This window comes from Acidovorax bellezanensis, assembly GCF_025421555.1.
In the GTDB taxonomy this organism is placed as follows: domain Bacteria; phylum Pseudomonadota; class Gammaproteobacteria; order Burkholderiales; family Burkholderiaceae_C; genus Comamonas; species Comamonas bellezanensis.
Window position 1 is genome coordinate 508,332 of the sequence record NZ_JAODYH010000001.1, and the last position, 19,354, is coordinate 527,685.

Sequence of the window (19,354 nt, forward strand, 5' to 3'; positions counted from 1 at the left end):
CCCTGAAGTCACGAAAGTCCGGTGACGGTCATCTTTGTAAACCGCAGGGCCTCCCGGCCCTGCGATCCATGGCGCCGTTTACGGCGCAGCCACCACCTTCACCGGTGCGTTGGGCGTTTCGCCAAACATCTCCGGCGCATACAGCGCTTCGACGCGCGTGGGCGGCAGCGCGAATGCGCCGATGTTGCTCAGCCGCACGCGGTAGCGGGTCTTGAAACTGCCGCGCGGCAGCCACTCGTAGTAGCCGCGCCACGACGAGAAGCTGCGCTCCTCGAACGTCGGCCGGCCCGTCTCGCCATCGCCGCTGTCGCCCCCGCCCTGCTGGGCGATCTCCGAATCGCGGCCCAGGCCGCTGCCCAGAATGGTCGCGCCCGCGGGAATCGGATCGGTGACGGCCACCCAGCCCATGTCGGCCGAGGCCGTGACTTCCAGCGTCACTTCCAGCACATCGCCGCGCCGGTATTCACCCGCGGGCAGCGACGACGGCGTGATGCGTGTCACGGTCTTGCGCACCGCGTAGCCGGCGTTGAAGGGCTTCTTCAGCGGCACGGCGGCCACGGCCTGCAAGCTCAGCCAGGGCTGGCCATGGCCTTCGTGCGTGACGGTCAGCGGACCGGCTGCCCAGGGCAGGAACATTCCCGCGGTGAGAGGCTGCTTGGCTCCCAACGAAGTCGCACCCAGGGGCGCCGTTGTCGCCGGCGCTTTCGCCGCGCTCCAGTCCTTGGCCACGCTGTGCGTGCCCAACTGGGCTTCGGTGCGGCCCGAGACCGGCGTGCTTTCACGCTTGCGCGAGAAGTCCTGCAGCGCCATCGCGCCCCAGAAGTTGGCCGTGGTCGTGGACCAGGCACCGCCGCGCTGGCGCGCGATCAGGCCCTGGGCCAGGCGCGGCACGTCGTCCTTCCAGTCAGGCAAGGACAGCCCGGTCAGCAACAGGCGGGCGGCATTGCTGTCCGCGCCCTGCATCTGCCACCACCAGTTGTCGTCCTTCTCGGTGCTGAACACCACCTGGCTGCCCTGGTAGGACAGGCGGCTTTGCAGCAGCTGCTTGGCCTCCTGCAGCCGCTGGTCGCGCTGCGCCACTTCGGGCAGGCGCTGCAGGATCTGCACCCAGTCGATCAGCGCATGGGTAGGCCACTGCGCGGGCGTGATGCGCACGCTGTCCAGCATGCGCGGCTGCGCCCGGCCATGGCGCGACAAGGCCTCGATGGCCGCGAGCTTGCGCACGTCCAGGGACTGGTCGTTGCGCGGGTTGCTGCCCCTGCGCGTCAGACGCCCCTCGACAAACGCGATCAACCCGCTTTCCATGGAGGCGCGCAATGCCTCGGGCAGCGCCAGCTGAGGATCGTGGCGCGCGGCCTCATGGCTGGCGGCCAGCAGATAGGCCGTGAGCGTATCGCTGCCCTGGTGGATACTGCCCGCGCTCGGCGGGAAGTACGAAGCCAGGCCGTCTTCGTCGAGATAGCCGGGCATTTGCGCGCTGATCTTCTGCCACAGCGTGGCATCGCCCAGGCTCAACGCACGGCTGCTGACCTGCTCCAGACAGGTATAGGTGTAGCGTGCCCACCAGTCGCGCACACCGGGCAGGCCGTCGGCCAGGCGCGGTGCCAGCGACAGACGCAGGCCGCCGCGCCCCGGCAGGGCATCGGCGGGCGGCGCCACGGGCAGTTGCCAGCGGCCCGCTATCTGCACCAGCGTGCCCTGCTGCACCGTCAACGGCACAGCCTCCTCGATGCGCTGGCGCACGCGGATCGCATCACGCGCCACGGGTGCACCCGGTGTCACATCCTGGGCAAGGATCTCCCATTCCAGTCCCGCGGCCGGGTCGCTGCCGGCTTCGGGCGCGGTCGGCGCCGTGACCTCCCAGGACACTTCCTGCGACGCGCCCGCGGCCAGGGCAATGCGCTGCGCAGCCGGTTGCAGCGGTGCGGCGCGCGGCTGCACCTGCACTTGCATCGCCCGGTCGGTGGTATTGCGCAAGGTGATCTGCGCGCGGAACTGGTCGCCCTCGCGCACCAGCGGCGGCAGGCCGCTGATGATTTGCAGGTCCTGGGTGCTGCGTATGCTGGTGCGCCCCGTGCCGAACATCTGCGCGCCGGCATCGGCCACGGCCACGATCTCGAACGTGGTCAAGGAATCGTTGAGCGGCACGCTGACCTTGGCCTGGCCCTTGGCATCGAGCACCACCGTGGGCTGCCACAGCAGCACGCTGTCGAACAGCTCGCGGCGCGGACTGCGCCCGCCGCCGCCGCCGGCCGCCACGGCCTTGCGGCCATAGTGGCGCCGGCCTATGACTTCCATCTGCGCCGTGGCGGTCTGCACGCCCCAGGCGCGGCGCGGCAGCATGGCATCGAGCAGGTTCCAACTGGTATTGGGCATCAGCTCCAGCAAGGCCTGGTCCACGGCAGCCAGCGCCACTTCAGCGCCCGCCGCGGGCTGGCCATTGGGCAACTTGGCCGAGATCGTGACCTGGGCCGTTCCGCGCACCGGGTAGGTGGCATGGTCGGCACTGACCTGCACCGTGATACGGTGGGCGGCGGCGTCGACCTTGAGCTCGGCCATGCCCAGACGGAACGCGGGCCGGCTCAGATCGACCAGCGCCGTCGGCGCCACATACTCGCGGCCTTCATGCCAGAACGCATTCCACCAGGCGCGCGGCGCCTGGTAGCCCCAGGTGAAGAAGCTGTACCAGGGCACTTCGCGCAGGCGCCCGCGCAGCGCCAGCACGCTCACATAGACGTTGGGGCCCCAGCCTTCCTCGATCTTCAGCTCCACCGTCGGGTTGTCGCCTTCGAGTTGCACCACGCGCGTGCTCAGAATGCCTTCGCGCTCCACGGCCACCAGGGCCGTCGCATGGCGAAACGGCATGCGCACCTGCAAGCGCGCGGTCTCGCCGGGCGCGTAGCTGCGCTGCTCGGGCAGCAATTCCATGCGGTCATGGTCTTCGCCGCCGAACCACAGCTCGCCCTGGCCCGTGACCCAGACCGAAGTCGCCGCCTGGGCCGCATTGCCCGCGGAGTCGGTCGCCGTGACCACCAGCTCGACTTCGCCCGCCTGGTCTATCTTCGTGGAGCAGACCAGCCGCCCCTGGCGATCGCTCTTGCCGGTGCACACCGTGCCCAGGTCCTTGAGCGTGGTCTGGTTGTCGTAGCTGTAAAAGCCGCCCACCAGGCGCTTTCGGCTGCTGGTGGTGATGCGGGCCAGCGCCTGCACCTTGAGCGCCACCCCGGCCTGGGGCTTGCCGTCCAGCCCCAGCGCCAAGGCCTGGAACTGCATCTGGCGCGCCGTCGAGACCCAGTTTTCGGCCTGTATGCCCGCGACCACGGCCGCGGGCCACAGCGTCTGCGTGCTGCGCAGCGTCTGCACTTCACCGCTCGGGTCGGCATAGCTGGCTTCGATCAGCAGCTCGCGCGCCTGGGGATCGCGCGGCAGCGAGGTCAGCTTCACGCTGCCCGCGCCCTGGCGGTCCAGCACCAGCGGCAGCGCATCGGCAATCACGCGCGTGTCCTGGCTGGCCGTGGCCTCTTCGTCATCGCTTTGCGCGCCATCGGCGGCCTTGCGCGGCGGGCCGAAATGGAAGTCGTCATAGCCGGCAAAAACCGGCGCATGCTGGCGCACCAGCGCCGACACGCGCACCGGCAGGCCCGCGGCCGGTCCGCCCGCGAGGTAGTTGAGCTGCACCTGCACGGGCAGCGTCTCGGCCCGCACCAGCGGCTTGGCATCGGCCGGACCGACCCGGCCTTCGAACACCGGCAGGCGGAATTCCTCCACGCGGAAAGCACCGCTGGAGATGGGCCGAAACCCCGACGGCTCCTGCGCATCGCGCAGCTCCACGTCGTACTCGCCGAGCTTGGCGCCCGCGGGCACGGCGAAGCGGCTTTCGGCGCTCAGGCCGCCGCTGCCCGTGCTGCGCCAGACCAGGGGCTGGCGGTAGCTCTGGCCGCTGCCGATATGGGTGATGCGCAACTCCGTGGGCTGTTGCGCGGGCAAGGCCAGGCCCTGGCTGTTCTGCTGACGCAGAAAGTGCTTCATGGCCAGGGTTTCGCCGGCGCGCAGCAGCGTGCGATCGAACACCGTATGGCCGCGCATGTCGGGCTGGCGGCTCGCGCTGGTCGGCACATTGAAGCGCCAGGGCTCGATGCCGCGCTGCCAGTCGCTCCAGGCGAAAGCCAGCTCCGGCCCGGACGCGGTCTGCGCGCGCGCGCTGACGAAATAGGCGGCGTTGCGATAGCCTTCGCCGCGGCAGCGGGGTGGCTCGGGCGACAGGCCTTCAAGCATCGCCACGCCCTGGGCATTGGTGGCCGCCGTGGCCAGCATCTTGCCATTGCAGTCCGACACCTGGACCTTGGCCCCGGCCACCACCTGGCCCTTGTCCAGCGTGGTCACCCAGGCGGCCGCGTTCTCGCGCCCGAGCTTGAAATGCACGGCCAGATTGGTCACCAGCGCCGAGCTGCGCACATACATCTTGCGCTGCGCGCCGTAGCGTTCGTCGAGCAGGGCCGCGCCCAGCAGCGGCGAAGCGATTTCCACCACATGAAAGCCCGGACTCAAAGGGATACCGACCACTTCGAAGGGCCGAGGGTCGCCGGCCACCGCGCTGGGCAACACCATGGCCTGGGCTTGCGGGCGACCGGCCAGCAGCGACAGCATGCGCGTCGCCACCATCTTGCGGTCATCCGGGTCGATCACCGGCGGCAGGGGTCCGCGCACGTCGCGCTGGGCCTGGACACGCGTCACCTGGCCACTGTCGTAGTCCTGCAGCTTGTGCAGCCAGGCAATGATGTCGGCGTCGCTGCGCGCTTCGAGCAGGCTGACCTGGCCCGCGCCTCCCGGCTCCAGCCGTTGGCCTTGCAGCGCGGCCTCCACCTTGCGCACGGTCACCGGCAGCAGGGCCGGTCCGTTGGGACCTTCTGCAAAGCGCTCGACGATGCCGAAAGGCGAAGCCGCGAACTTAACCAGCGGCGGCATGTCGGCCGTGGCCACGGTCACGGGGAAAGCGTCGGCATTGCGCAGAGTCCGTCCGGCCGCATCCTGGAAGCCCTTGGGCAGCTGCAACTGGTAGCTGGTCTGCGCCTTGAGGCCTTCAAAGCGCAGGCCTTCGACCAGCGCCTTGGGATCCGGGCTTGCGCCCGACTCTTCGTCGAACACCGGCTTGAGCGTGCCGCCGCCGCCTTGCAGGCGTACGCCTTCGGCCAGGGCCCGCGTCACGGGGGCGTTGAACGACAGCCGAATGGGACGTATCGGCAGGCAGGCGGCCTGGGCGTTCTCGCGTTCGCAGCGCACTTCGGCCGCGAACGGCTCGCGCACGCTGTAGGCAAATTCCTGGGCGCTGCGCGTGGCGACGCCGCTGCCCAGCACCAGGCGCAGCTTGGCGCCAGGCGTGAGACGCCGGTTGCAAGCCAGGGTGGCGAACTGCTGCGGCGTCGCCGCGGCCGCCTTGCCCCAGTCGCGCATCTTCAGCAGCGCCGTGCGCTCGGCGCCGTCAATCCAGCGCAGGGGAATGCGCTCGCCCAGACCTTCCATGGCGCACCAGCTGTTGGCCAGCAGGCTCTCGCGCGCCACGGCGCCGTTGAAGCGCAGTACAAAGAACTGCTCTTCATCGATGGCTTCGTAGGTCGACGGCAGAATGCTCTGCACTTGCGGGCCGCCGGTGCTGAACTGGTAGCGCGTGGTCCCCGACAGCAGTTGGCCCGTGGGCGACTTCAAGTCCGCCTGCAATTGGGCCGTGCAACGTACGCCCGGAGGCAGGGGCTTGGAGAAATCGAACACCCATTCGCGCTCGCTGGTCCAGCGGCCCGTGCCGGCCGCGGCCTGGGCGTCGCTGCAGGTCAATTGCAGCGGCGCCGCGGCCTTGGGGTCGCCAAAGCGCACGGCCGCACTGTCGAACTGCACGCGCACCTGCTGTACCTTGGCCACTTCACCCTGGGGATTGAATTGCCCCACGGCCAGCGCCAGCGCGTTGCCAGCCCACAGCGCCAGCGCGGCACCTGTCCATTGCTTGATTCCCACGGCTTCTCCCCCTCTAGGCCCGGCTCGGCCGGTGATGTCTTGTTCTGCCCGCTGCGGTTTTGCGACGCATTCGTCGATGATCGGCGTGCAGGGGCCATTTTTCAAAAAAAAACCCTGCAGAAGCTGCAGGGCTTTTCCACGGCGACAGTATCGCCGCTGCCAGGCCGGACGGCCTACTGCGGCTGGTAGCCGCTCTTGCGGATGATGGCCGACCAGGCACGCGTATAGGCCTGCTCGCGCTTGGCCAGCTGCTGCGGCGTCATATGGCCCACGGTCAAGCCCAGCGCCACCAGTTGCTCGCGCACATCCCGCATCTGCAACACCTTGGCCGTGGCGGCCGAGAAGCTATCGATGAAAGCGGCAGGCGTGCCCTTGGGCGCATACACGCCGTAGTAGGGCATGTCTTCATAGCCCTTGACGCCTTGCTCGGCCAGCGTGGGCACCTCCGGCATCGCTGCCTGGCGCTTGTCACCGAGCACGGCGATCACGCGCAGCTTGCCCGCGCGCTGGTGCTCGATGAAGTCCTGCACCGCGCCTATGCCCGCCGGAATCTGGTTGCCCAGCATGTCGGCCAGCATGGGCGCGCTGCCGCGGTAAGGCGCGGCCACCAGATCGAGCTTGAAGTGGGCCGACAGCTGCTGGACCAGAAACTCGGGCGTGGACGCGGGTGCGGGAATGCCCACCGCGCTCTTGCCGCCCTGCTGACGCACCCACTCCACGTACTCGGCCAGGTTCTTGGCCGGCGTCTGGCTGGACACGGCCAGTGCGTTCACGAACGTCGCAATGCCGACCACGGGCACGAAGTCCTGGTCAGGATCGAAGCCCGGCTTCCTGATGACCTGCGGCAGGATGGAGATGGTGTGGTCGTGCGTCAGAAACAGCGTATGGCCATCGGCCGGCGCGCTCTTGAGCAACTGCGCCGCGATCTGCCCCCCGGCACCCGGGCGGTTGTCCACCAGCACGGGCTGGCCCAGCTCGTCGCGCAGCTTTTCGGCCAGCAGACGGGCAATCGCATCCGAGCCGCCGCCCGGCGGAAAGCCCACCAGGATGCGTATGGGCTGCGGAGCCGCCTGGGCCCCGCCCCAGACGGACAGGGCGGAGACTGCAGCGGCGTGGGACAGAAGACGGCGACGCGAAAGGTGCATGAACGGGCACTCCAATGGAATCAACAGATCAGGAACGATAGCGCGGGGCCGCCCCGCCGCTGTTGTTTTTTTATGCCAGACGTGCCTGGTGGCGCGCCAGCTGGGCCCGCACCTGTGCCGGCGCCGTTCCGCCCAGCGTGTTGCGCGCGTTGAGCGAACCGCGCAGGCTCAGGCACTCGAACACGTCTTGCTCGATCTGCGGGTGAAAGCCCTGCAGCGTGGCCAGGGGCAGTTCCGACAGGTCCACGCCCTGGGCAATCGCCGCCTTGACCGCATGGGCCACGGTTTCGTGCGCATCGCGGAAAGGCAGGCCCTTCTTGACCAGGTAGTCGGCCAGATCGGTGGCCGTGGCATAGCCCTTGAGCGCGGCGCGCTCCATGGCTTCGGCGTTGACGCTGATGCCGCCTTCCTTGACGCCCGTGGCCGGGTTCAACTGGCCGCCGACCATTTCGCTGAAGATGCGCAGCGTGTCCTTCAAGGTGTCCACGGTGTCGAACAGCGGCTCCTTGTCTTCCTGGTTGTCCTTGTTGTAGGCCAGGGGCTGGCCCTTCATCAGCGTGATCAGACCCATCAGGTGGCCGACCACGCGGCCGGTCTTGCCGCGCGCCAGTTCAGGCACGTCGGGGTTCTTCTTCTGCGGCATGATGGACGAGCCGGTAGTGAAGCGGTCGGCAATCTTGATGAAGCCGAAGTTCTGGCTCATCCACAGGATCAGCTCTTCCGAGAAACGGCTGATGTGCACCATGCACAGCGCGGCGGCGGCGCTGAATTCGATGGCGAAATCACGGTCGCTGACCGCATCCAGGCTGTTCTGGCACACGCCTTCCATGCCCAGCGCACGCGCCACGCGCTCGCGGTCCAGCGGGTAGGTGGTGCCGGCCAGCGCGGCCGAGCCCAGGGGCAGGACGTTGACGCGGCGGCGCACGTCGGCCATGCGTTCGGCATCGCGGTGGAACATTTCCACATAGGCCAGCAAATGGTGGCCGAAGCTCACGGGCTGGGCCACCTGCAAATGGGTGAAGCCCGGCAGAATCACTTCGACATAGCGCTCGGCGGTCTCGACCAGCGACTTCTGCAGCTCGCCCAGCAGGCCGCTGATCACGTCGATCTCGCCGCGCAACCACAGGCGCACGTCGGTCGCGACCTGGTCGTTGCGGCTGCGGCCGGTGTGCAGGCGCTTGCCGGCATCGCCGACCAGTTGCGTCAGGCGCGCTTCGATGTTCAGATGCACGTCTTCCAGATCGAGCTTCCATTCAAAGCCGCCGGCTTCGATCTCGGCCGTGATCTGCGCCATGCCTTTCTGGATGGAGGCGTGGTCTTCGCTCGAAATAATGCCCTGGGCGGACAGCATTTCGGCGTGGGCCAGGCTGCCCATGATGTCGGCCTGCCACAGGCGCTTGTCAAAGAACACGCTCGATGTGTAGCGTTTGACGAGGTCGCTCATGGGCTCGGAAAACAGCGCCGACCATGCCTGGGCCTTGGTGTCGAGCTGGTTGTGGGATGGTTGTGAAGTGGTGCTGTTGGACATGAGAAGACAATAATCAGTGGGTTCAAGACAGCCGGAATATTCCGGTGCCGCCATGCAAGATACGCAAATTTTATCGACCCAGCCCGCTTCCCTCGAATCTGGCCCCCTACTAGCCCCCACGGCCGGTGCGGCACAGCGCGTTCTGGTGTTCGATGCCTGCCATGTCGGCGTGGTGCTGCGGGCGGTGTTGTTCGTGCAAAGCGTGGTCGCCACGGCCACGCTTTTTGGCGCTTCTTCGGCCCTGGATTGGCTGCTGCGCATGGCCTGGGTCACGGGCGGCGCGCTGCCGGGCACGCTGCTGTGGCTGATCGCGGCCTGCGGCCTCAAGCGCCTGCTGCAGCGCTTGAAGCCCCAGGCCCAGTATGCCGCCGGCATGCTGCTGGGCGCGCTGTGCGGCCTCTATGCCTGCGCCATGCTGTGGCTGGTGGGCGATGGGCTCTCCGCGCCCTGGCTGGCCAGCGCGGTGAGCGGCGCGCTGCTGGCCGCCCTGCTGGTCACGGCCTTGCTGCTGCGCGCGCGCGCACGCACGCCGGCCGCCACCACCGCCCGGCTGGCGGAGTTGCAATCGCGCATTCGCCCGCATTTTCTGTTCAACACGCTCAACAGCGCGATCGCGCTGGTGCGCGCCGAGCCCGCCAAGGCAGAAGCCCTGCTCGAAGACCTCAGCGACCTGTTCCGCTACGCGCTGGCCGACCCCCAGGGCAGCGCCACGCTGGACGAGGAAATCACGCTGGCCCAGCGCTACCTGGCGATCGAGCAGGTGCGCTTCGGCACGCGCCTGCAACTGCAGTGGCAGCTCGACCCCGCGGCCGGCGCCGCCCGACTGCCGCCGCTGCTGCTGCAGCCGCTGGTGGAAAACGCCATCCGCCATGGGGTGGAGCCCAGCGCGCCGGGTGGCACGCTGCAGATCACCACGCAACTGCGCCACCACCGGGTGCTGATCACCATCGTCAACAGCCTGCCGCCGGCCAGCGGACCGTCCACGCACGGCCACGGCATGGCGCTGCGCAATGTGCGCGAACGCCTGGGCCTGTTGCACGATCTGCAGGCCGAATTCAGCGCCGGCAGCCGCCAGGGCAGCTATGTCGTGCGCATCGCCCTGCCGCTGGAGAACCCTGCGTGAACGCCCCCTTGCACATCCTGCTGGTCGATGACGAAGCCCTGGCCCGCAGCCGCCTGCAGACGCTGTTGGCCGATGCGGCTGCTGCGGCCGGTGCCGGGACCGCGCCGGGCGAACCGGCCCTGCCGCCGCTGGTCGTGCAGCAAGCCGACTGCGCCGATGCGGCCTGGGCGCTGCTGCAGACGCAGCCCATCGCCCTGGTGCTGCTCGACATCCATATGCCGGGCCTGGACGGCCTGTCGCTGGCCGCGCGCATGCGCAGCCTGCCGCGGCCGCCAGCCCTGGTGTTCGTCACCGCCGACGGCCTGCACGCCGTCAACGCCTTCGAGCTGGATGCGCTGGACTATCTGACCAAGCCGGTGCGCCTGGCCCGGCTGCAGCAAACCCTGGCCAAGGTGCTGCGGCTGCACAAGCCTGTCCCCGCCGACGAGCCCCCCACGCCAGCCGCCGCGCTGCTGATCCTGGACCGCGGCCGCACCGAGCGCGTGCTGCTCACCGAAGTGCTGTACTTCAAGGCCGAGCTGAAATACGTGACCGTGCGCACCGCCGCGCAAAGCTACATCCTCGACAGCGCGCTCAACGAACTGGAGACCCAGCACGCCGCGCACTTCCTGCGCATCCACCGCAATGCCCTGGTCGCACGCCGGGCCCTGCGCGCGCTGGAAAAATATTTCGACCCCGAAGAAGGCGAAGGCTGGGCCGTGCGCCTGCATGGCATCCACGAACCGCTGGCCGTGTCACGCCGCCAGCTCGCCGGCGTGCGCGCGGCGCTGCGCGACTCGACAGATCCATAACGCCCGCTCCAGTGCTTGAAACCGGCGCGCCCCAGCTCAGGGGCAGCGAGCAAGGGCCGCCCCGCAGCGAGGCTGCCGTCCCCCTCCACCGAAGGATGAGAGGGGGAAGCGGCGTGAGCCGCTCAGGGGGTGCTCTTAGTGTGAATGCGCCATGCCGCTGACCAGGGTCACCAACACCATGCCGCCCACCAGCCAGGCCACCTGGGCCACGGTCTCGCGCGCTGTCAGGCGTTTTTGCAGTTGGGGAATCAGGTCGGCCAGCGCCACATAGACAAAGCTGCTCGATGCCAGCACCAGGAAATACGGCAGCCAGTCCTGCAACTGACCGACGAGGAAATAGCCGGCGATGCCGCCCAGGGCCGTGACGGCGCCCGCCAGCGAGACCTTGACCAGCGCCACGCGGCGGTTGGCGCTGGAATGGCCCAGCACCACCAGATCGCCGATGTGGTGCGGCACTTCGTGGGCCAGCACGGAAGCGGCCGCGATCACGCCCAGCCGCATGTCGGCCAGAAAGGCCGAGGCAATCAGCACGCCGTCGCCAAAGCAGTGCACGCTGTCGCCCGTGAGCACGGCCCAGCCGCCGCCGGGCTTGCCGTGGCTGTGAACGGGTTCACGCCCGTGTTCATGCCCATGGCCTGCATGCTGGTCATGGCCGTGCTCATGGCCGTGGTGCCACAGTTCGGCCTTGCTGAGCAGAAAGAAGAACACCACGCCGATCAGCAGGGTGAGAAACAGGTCCTGGGCGCTGGCTTCGCTGTTGAACGCTTCGGGCAGCAGGTGCATGAAGGCCGTAGCCAGCAAGGCCCCAGCAGCCAGGCTCAGCAGACGCTGGGGCATCATGCCGCCGTTCTTTCCCGAAACTCCTACGCCCATAAGTAGCGCAGCCACCCACACACTGCCAATACCGGCGGCCAGGGTGGCCAGAATGATTGCTATCAATGTCATAGCTATTTTTGCTTTATCGATGGGCCCAAAAGGCCGATCCACCGCATTTTCGCAGAAGACGCGTTTGCCGGCCGGAACGGACACAAAAGTGCCGCCGGCATGGCGCCTGCGGGCCGGTTGCAGTCAGTGCTTTATGGTGCCAGGCACCACCCGCAGCCCATGCCACTGGCGTGCCCCAGCAAGGGGGCAGCGAGGAAGGGCCGCACCTGGGCGGCCCCCCCGCACCGAGGCTGCCGTCCCTGGCCGGGCGCCCCCTCCACCGAAGGATGAGAGGGGGAAGACGGGGCGCGCCTAGCGCGCAGCGGCTCAGGGGGTGCTTTATTTCAGTGCGCCTGATCCCAGTTCAGGCCCACGCCGACTTCCGCCAGCAACGGGACCTTGAGCTCGGCGACGCCGGCCATCAGGCGCGGGATCTCGGTCCTGAGCCAGGCTTCGTCTTCCTGCGGCAGCTCGAACACCAGTTCATCGTGCACCTGCATGATGACCTTGATCGCTGGCTTGTGCGCGTCCAGCTCGGCCTGCACCGCCACCATCGCCATCTTGATCAGGTCGGCGGCCGTGCCCTGCATGGGCGCATTGATCGCCTGGCGTTCGGCGCCCTTCTTGCGCGGGCCGTTGCCGCCGTTGATATCGGGCAGATACAGGCGCCGGCCCAGAACGGTCTCGACATAGCCATGGGCGCGCGCGAACTCCACGGTCTCGTCCATGTAGCGCTTGACGCCGGGATAGCGCTGGAAATAGCGGTCGATATAGGCGGCGGCGGCCTTGGTCTCTATGCCCAGGTTCTTGGCCAGGCCGAAGCTGCTCATGCCGTAGATCAGACCGAAGTTGATCACCTTGGCATAGCGGCGCTGCTCGCTGCTGACCTGGTCCACGTCGACCGCGAACACTTCGGCGGCCGTGGCCCGGTGCACGTCGCGGCCTTCCTGGAAAGCCAGCAGCAGCGACTCGTCGCCCGACAGGTGGGCCATGATACGCAGTTCGATCTGCGAATAGTCGGCGCTGGCGATCAAGCGGCCCGCGGGCGCGATGAAGGCTTCGCGCACACGCCGGCCTTCGGGCGTGCGGATGGGAATGTTCTGCAGATTCGGGTCGTTGCTCGACAGCCGGCCCGTGACAGCCACGGCCTGGGCGTAGTGGGTGTGGACCCGGCCCGTGGTCGGCTGCGCCAGCTGGGCCAGCTTGTCGGTATACGTTCCCTTGAGCTTGGACAGGCTGCGGTGCTCAAGCAGCTTGGCCGGCAGCGGGTAGTCGGCGGCGAGCTTTTCCAGCACTTCCTCGTCGGTGCTGCGCGCGCCGGTGGCGGTCTTCTTCACCACGGGCATGCCCAGCTTGTCGAAGAAGATTTCACCCAGTTGCTTGGGGCTGGCCAGGTTGAACGGCTGGCCAGCGATCTCGTAGGCTTCGTTTTCCAGCTGCACGATGCGCTGGCCCAGCTCGTTGCTTTGCTTGGCCAGCGTGGCCGCGTCGATCAGCACGCCGTTGCGCTCGATGCGAAACAGCGCTTCGCTGGTCTGCAGCTCCAGTTCGTAGACGCCGCGCAGCGCCGGCAGGGCTTGCAGCTGCGGCCACAGCACGCGGTGCACGTCCAGCGTCTGGTCCGAGTCTTCGCAGGAATAGGCCGCGGCCTTGTCGACCGGCACCTGGGCGAACGGGATCTGGTGCACGCCCTTGCCGCACAGGTCTTCGTAGCTGATGCCCGTGCGCTGGGTGTGGCGCAGCGCCAGGCTGGACAGGCCGTGCGGGCGATGGACTTCGAGCACATAGCTTTGCAGCATGGTGTCGTGCGCATAGCCTTGCACATGGATGCCGTGGTTGGCGAACACATGGCGGTCGTACTTGATGTGCTGGCCCAGCTTGGGACGGCTGGCGTCTTCCAGCCAGGGCTTGAGGCGCGCCAGCACTTCCTCCAGAGGCAGCTGCTCGGGCGCATCGGGGCCCGCATGCGCCAGGGGAATATAGGCGGCGGCACCCGGCTCCACGCTGAAGCTGATGCCCACGATCTGGGCGCGTATTTCGTCCAGCGACGTGGTTTCGGTATCCAGCGCCGTCAGCTCGGCCGCCTGTATCCTGGCCAGCCAGGCATCGAAGCTGGCCCAGGTCAGGATCACGTCATAGCGCAGATGGGATTGCTGGGCCGCTTCGGCCTCGGCCGTGGCCTCGGCCGACTCCTGCAACTCCGCGAACATGTCGCCCGTGTCCTGGTCGGCGCGCGGCTTGGCGGCCTTGGGCTTGGCCGCGGCTTCGGTCTTGGGCGCGGGCTCGGCTTTGCCGTTCGCCAGGGCCATCGCCAGGCCCTTGAAGCCGTAGTCCATGTAGAAATCGTGCAGCGCCGCGTTTTCCGGCTCGCGCCAGGCCAGGCCGTCGAGCGACGGCAGGCCCACCACATGCTCGACCAGATCGCAGTCGGTCTTGATGGTCACCAGCTGGCGGCCCGTGGGCAGCCAGTCGCGGCTGTCGCGCAGGTTCTGCCCGGCCACGCCCTTGATTTCATCGGCACGCGCCAGCAAGGCGTCGAGCGAACCGTATTCGTTGAGCCACTTGGCGGCGGTCTTGGGACCGACCTTGGGCACGCCGGGCACGTTGTCCACGGTGTCGCCGACCAGGGTCTGGAAATCGACCATCAGCGCAGGCGGCACGCCAAACTCGGCCGTCACGCCGGCCACGTCGCGCACCTTGCCGTTCATGGTGTCGATGATGGTGATGTGCTCATTGACCAGCTGGCTCAAGTCCTTGTCGCCGCTGGAAACCACCACCTTCACGCCCTGCTGCGCCGCGGCATGGGCCAGGGTGCCGATCACATCGTCGGCTTCCACCCCTTTGACGGCCAGCACCGGCCAGCCCAGCATGCGCACCACGGCGTGGATGGGCTCGATCTGCGCGCGCAAATCGTCGGGCATGGGCGAACGCTGCGCCTTGTACTCGGGATAGATGGCGTCGCGGAAGGTCGGCCCGCTGGTATCGAACACGCAGACCGCGTAATCGGCCGGCACTTCTTTTTTCAGGGCCTGCAGCATGTTGATCATGCCGCGGATCGCGCCAGTGGCGGCACTCGACGGGTCGCCGGGCTTTGCCCGCAGGTCGGGCATGGCGTGGTAGGCGCGGTAGAGATAGCTGGAGCCATCTACCAGCACCAGGGTCTTGGAATTGCTCATGCCAGGATTGTGCACGGGCCCTAGCCCCTGTCATCCATTGATTTCCCCACGCGATCCGATTTATGACAAGCCCTACAATCTCCTTATGCGCGCCGCCCCACTCCTCCTCCTCATCAGCTTGGCTGCCAGCCCGGTGCTGGCCCAGAATCCCCCTGCCAATGCCGTCCAGGCCGCGCCCAGCGCGCCCGAACAGCGCGCGCCACAGGGTGACAAGAACAACCAGCGCGTGGAACGCATCCGCGTGGAGGACGAAGGCAGCCGCGTCGATGAAGTGCGCATTGGCGGTCAAACGCAAAGCATCACCGTCACGCCCAAGGTCGGCGACATGCCCGCCTACGAAGTCCAGCCCAGTGACGGTGCGCGCAACCGCAACCGCAACAGCTCGGACACCACGGGCCCGCGGGTGTGGAACATACGCAAGTTCTGAGCCTCCCAACGCTCCCCCCTTTCTTCCTCTTCTTTCCTGCGCCGCCCTCGGGGCGCGCACTTCGCCATGGCCGTTTTTACCGAAGTCTCCGATAAAGAGGCGCGCGATCTGCTGCGCCACCTGCCGCTGGGCCAGTTCCAGAGCCTGCGCGGCATCCAGGGCGGCATTGAAAACACCAACTACTTCCTGACGACCGATCAGGGTGAGTGGGTGCTCACACTCTTCGAGCGCCTGACGGCCGAGCAACTGCCGTTTTATCTGCACCTGATGAAGCACCTGGCGCACGCCGGCATTCCCGTGCCCGACCCGCAGGCGCACAAGCAAAGCGGCGACATCCTGCTGCGCGTGTGCGGCAAGCCCGCGGCCGTGGTCAACCGCCTGCGCGGCAGCAGCCAGCTCGCGCCCGCACCCGTGCACTGCGCGGCCGTCGGCGAAATGCTGGCGCGCATGCACCTGGCCGCTCGCGACTTCAACCGCCAGCAGCCCAATCTGCGCGGCCTGCCCTGGTGGAATGAAACCGCGCCCGTGGTGCTGCCCCATCTGGACAGCGACCTGGTCGATCTGCTGCAGTCCGAACTCGCCTACCAGAACCATGTCGCGGCCTCCTCGGCCTATGCGGCGCTGCCGCGCGGCCCCATCCACGCCGACCTGTTCCGCGACAACGTGATGTTCGACGGCGAGCAGCTCACGGGCTTTTTCGACTTCTACTTCGCGGGCATAGACAGCTGGCTGTTCGACCTGGCGGTCTGTCTCAACGACTGGTGCATAGACCACGCCACGGGAGCCCACGACGCGGCGCGTGCCCAGGCCATGATCGCCGCCTACCAGAGCGTGCGGCCGCTCACGGCTGCCGAGCGCCAGCTGCTCAATGCCCAGCTGCGCGCGGGCGCACTGCGCTTCTGGATTTCGCGCCTGTGGGACTTTTACCTGCCGCGCGAAGCCGCGCTGCTCACGCCCCACGATCCAGCCCATTTCGAACGCGTGCTGCGCCAGCGCATCGCGCATCCGCTGCAATTGGCTTGAGACAGGCCGCGGGATTTCAGCGCCAGGCAATGCAGACCTGGGTGCGGGCTGACGGCGGCCTGCAGCCAGCCTGGGCTGCCGTCCTGGAGCCGTGATCCTGCCCTTGTGTTCAGAGGTCAAAAAAGCCTGCGTTACAGTAACGCTATTGGCGCCTTCACGCGCCTGCTTCTGCTCCCCCAGGACTTTGACCATTTCATGAAACTCCAGATTGTTCCCGCCAGCACCGGCGTCCTATGGGTCAAGCTCGGCATCCAGACATTCTGGCGCCAGCCCATGGCACTGGCCGCGCTGTTCTTCCTGGCCATGGCCTGCATGTCGCTGGTCACGATTGTTCCCTTCGTCGGCCCGGCCCTGGCCCTGGCCTTGCTGCCCTGCTCTTCGCTGGCGATGATGGTCGCGGCCGCCGAAGCCACCCAGGGCCGCTTTCCCAACCCGTCCCTGCTGCTGGTGGCCTTTCGCTCCGGTACCGAGCGCAGGCGCGCCATGCTCACGCTGGGCGTGCTGTATGCCGTCAGCTTCCTGGCCATCATGGGCCTGTCGGCACTGATAGACGGCGGCACCTTTGCCAACGTCTATCTGGGTGGCGAGCCCATGGGCCGCGAAATCGCCGAAGACCCGGACTTCCAGACCGCCATGTGGTTCTCGATGGCGCTGTACATCCCGCTGTCGCTGATGTTCTGGCACGCGCCCGGGCTGATCCACTGGCATGGCATTCCTCCGGTCAAAGCCCTGTTTTTCAGCGGCATCGCCTGCCTGCGCAACTGGCGCGCCTATCTGGTGTTCGGCATCTGCTGGATGACGGTCTTTCTGGGCACCGGCCTGGTGCTGGCCCTGGTGACCGGCGTGCTGGCCAGCCTGATCGGCGCCATTGCTGGCGGCATCATGGTCGGGGCGGCCATGGTGCTGGCGGCCATGTTCTTCACTTCGGTGGTGTTCACTTTCCGCGACAGTTTTTCCGCTCCCGACGGGTCTGCGGAAGATCCCCTGGACCTGCCCGAGTAAGAACTGCGCACGCTCCTACACAACCCGGCCTATTGCGCCGGGTTTTTTGTTTTTCAAATGCCTGTCACATTGTGTTTCTAGTATTCGCTGCAGGAAGCGGGCAAGCCGACCGCTCCACCGCTTGGCGGACCGACCTGCCCTTTTGGCACGCGGCCTGCTCTTCGCAGCCATCTTCTGGAAAATACAATGTCCCACACGACGACGCCCACCCGCCGCAAAGCCCTGCAATTTCTGGCCGGCATCCCCATGCTGCCCCTTGGCGCCGGCGCCACGACCGCGCTGCTGACCGCCTGCGGCGGCGATGACGAGAGCAACAACAACCCCGTCGTCAAGCCACCCGTCAGCAAGAACTACGTGTCGGCCACCTTCACCTCGATGGCCGCCCCCACGCTGGCCAACCCCGCCGCCATGGCCACCATGACCGTGGGCTCGCAGCTCAAAGTGAAATTCGACGACAACAGCGAACAAAGCTACGACCTGGGCTACCAGCCCTTCTTCACCACCGGCGACATGGTCAGCGACGGCAAGGGCGGCCAGCTGCTCGCCGGCGGTTACTACGACATCTACAACAACAAGATCATCGACAAGACGGTGCCCGGCAGCGAGCGCCATTTCTTCTCCGACTCGCCCGACGGCACTTCGCTGCTGACCGTGCCTAACGCCAAGGTCGACGGCGTCAAGGGCAAGCCCGTGTTCGCCGTGGTGCAGTTCGAATACGCCACCTGGGCCCAGGACGGCAAGACCGACATGTACGGCAAGCTGCCCTCGCCCATCGCCGTGCTCACGCTGGACCAGGACCAGACCACGGGCAAGCTCAGCCTCGTGAAGTACCACAACGTCGACACCTCCAAGGTCCACGGTCTGTGGATCACCTGCGGCGCCAGCCTCTCGCCATGGGGCACGCACCTGTCGAGCGAAGAGTACGAACCCGATGCGTTCGCATCCTCCAACGCCCAGCTGCAGGCTTTCAGCCAGAACCTGTACGGCGACCCAGCCAAGGCCAACCCCTACCACTACGGCCACATGCCCGAAGTGACCGTGAACCCCGACGGCACGGCCAGCATCAAGAAGCATTACTGCATGGGTCGCATCTCGCACGAGCTGGTCCAGGTCATGCCCGACCAGCGCACGGCACTGATGGGTGACGACGCCACCAACAGCGGCTACTTCGTCTTCGTGGCCGACCGTGAAAAAGACCTGTCCTCGGGCACGCTGTACGCCGCCAAGGTCGGCGCGGGCTTCTCCGTCGACCCGGCCGCCAACAGCGCCGCGCCACTGAGCTGGATCAAGCTCGGCTCGGCCACCAGCGCCGAAATCGAACTCCTGGCCAACACGCTCAAGCCTTCCGACATCATGGAAGTGGTGACCGCGGATCCCGCCGATGTCACTTTCACCAAGATCGTCTTCAGCGGCAAGGTCCAGTGGATCCGCATCAAGCCCGGCATGGAAAAGGCCGCAGCCTTCCTCGAAACCCACCGCTACGCCGCCTTTGTCGGCGCCAGCATGGGCTTCACCAAGATGGAAGGCACGACCGTCAACATCAAGGACAAGGTCGCCTACTCGGCACTGCAGAACGTGCAGTCCTCGATGGTCGCGGGCCACGTCGCCAACGTGCCAAGCGTCTCGGTGCCCAAGCAATTGCTGGCCGGCGTGGTCATGGCGCTGAACCTCAAGGGTGGCCAGAAGGACACCGCCAGCGGTGCCATCAACAGCGAATGGATGCCCGTGGACACCAAGCCCCTGCTGGCCGGCGAGGACATCCCCGCCGACGCACTGGGCAACACCGGCAACCCCAACAAGATCTGCAACCCCGACAACCTCAAGTTCTCGGAAAAGATGCGCACCCTGTTCATCGGCGAGGACAGCGGCCAGCACGTGAACAACTTCCTGTGGGCCTACAACATCGACACCAAGACGCTGTCGCGCCTGATGTCCATCCCCGCAGGCGGCGAATCCACGGGCCTGCATGCCGTGGACGAGATCAACGGCTGGACCTACATCGCCAGCAACTTCCAGCACGCCGGTGACTGGGGCGGCATCCACAACGTGGTCAAGGACACGCTGGATCCGCTGATCAAGGCCAACTACAAGGGCAAGTTCGCCGCCGCCGTGGGCTACCTGACGGCCACGCCCTCGCAGATGAAGCTGGGCTGATCGCAGCCCTGCTGACCGCAGCCCGGCTGATCGCAGCCCGGCTGATCCCCTTCAT

11 protein-coding genes are annotated in these 19,354 nt (G+C 67.1%); 6 read left to right on the forward strand and 5 right to left on the reverse strand.

The window, feature by feature from the left end; genetic code table 11:
* Nucleotides 1-78: 78 nt before the first annotated feature.
* From N0K08_RS02310 to argH, 3 genes are all read right to left on the reverse strand, one after another.
* Nucleotides 79-6,006: an alpha-2-macroglobulin family protein gene (locus tag N0K08_RS02310; RefSeq protein WP_456301225.1), complete on the reverse strand. Its 5,928-nt coding sequence runs from the start codon at nt 6,004-6,006 to the stop codon at nt 79-81.
* Nucleotides 6,007-6,179: 173 nt separating this feature from the next.
* Nucleotides 6,180-7,151, reverse strand: coding sequence for a Bug family tripartite tricarboxylate transporter substrate binding protein (locus tag N0K08_RS02315; RefSeq protein ID WP_261498370.1), 972 nt, complete (start codon nt 7,149-7,151; stop codon nt 6,180-6,182).
* A 70-nt stretch (nt 7,152-7,221) separates the two neighbouring features.
* Nucleotides 7,222-8,679: an argininosuccinate lyase gene (gene argH / locus N0K08_RS02320; protein WP_261498371.1), complete on the reverse strand. Its 1,458-nt coding sequence runs from the start codon at nt 8,677-8,679 to the stop codon at nt 7,222-7,224.
* 52 nt (nt 8,680-8,731) lie between these two features.
* On the opposite strand from argH, the gene N0K08_RS02325 reads away from it, so the two are divergent.
* Nucleotides 8,732-9,802, forward strand: a complete 1,071-nt coding sequence (locus N0K08_RS02325; protein WP_261498372.1) for a sensor histidine kinase — start codon at nt 8,732-8,734, stop codon at nt 9,800-9,802.
* 8 nt (nt 9,803-9,810) lie between these two features.
* Nucleotides 9,811-10,593, forward strand: a complete 783-nt coding sequence (locus tag N0K08_RS02330) for a LytR/AlgR family response regulator transcription factor (RefSeq protein ID WP_261498478.1) — start codon at nt 9,811-9,813, stop codon at nt 10,591-10,593.
* Between the two features lie 135 nt (nt 10,594-10,728).
* Here N0K08_RS02330 and N0K08_RS02335 read toward each other — a convergent pair whose 3' ends face one another.
* A complete protein-coding gene (locus N0K08_RS02335) occupies nt 10,729-11,538 on the reverse strand; it encodes a ZIP family metal transporter (protein WP_261498373.1) in 810 nt (269 codons plus the stop codon).
* A 323-nt stretch (nt 11,539-11,861) separates the two neighbouring features.
* Nucleotides 11,862-14,693 carry a DNA polymerase I gene (polA, locus tag N0K08_RS02340; protein ID WP_261498374.1) on the reverse strand — a complete coding sequence of 944 codons (2,832 nt, stop codon included), beginning with the start codon at nt 14,691-14,693 and terminating at the stop codon, nt 11,862-11,864.
* Nucleotides 14,694-14,778: 85 nt separating this feature from the next.
* Here polA and N0K08_RS02345 point away from each other — a divergent pair, with 85 nt between their 5' ends.
* The 4 genes from N0K08_RS02345 to N0K08_RS02360 all read left to right on the forward strand — a co-directional run bounded on the left by N0K08_RS02345 (nt 14,779) and on the right by N0K08_RS02360 (nt 19,299).
* On the forward strand, nt 14,779-15,120 hold the full coding sequence (locus N0K08_RS02345; protein ID WP_261498375.1) for a DUF2782 domain-containing protein: 342 nt from the start codon (nt 14,779-14,781) through the stop codon (nt 15,118-15,120).
* Nucleotides 15,121-15,186: 66 nt separating this feature from the next.
* Nucleotides 15,187-16,143 (forward strand): homoserine kinase, encoded by a 957-nt coding sequence (locus tag N0K08_RS02350; protein WP_261498376.1) that lies wholly within the window; start codon nt 15,187-15,189, stop codon nt 16,141-16,143.
* 195 nt (nt 16,144-16,338) lie between these two features.
* Nucleotides 16,339-17,145, forward strand: coding sequence for a BPSS1780 family membrane protein (locus N0K08_RS02355; RefSeq protein WP_261498377.1), 807 nt, complete (start codon nt 16,339-16,341; stop codon nt 17,143-17,145).
* A 186-nt stretch (nt 17,146-17,331) separates the two neighbouring features.
* A complete protein-coding gene (locus N0K08_RS02360) occupies nt 17,332-19,299 on the forward strand; it encodes a PhoX family protein (protein ID WP_261498378.1) in 1,968 nt (655 codons plus the stop codon).
* Nucleotides 19,300-19,354: the final 55 nt, after the last annotated feature.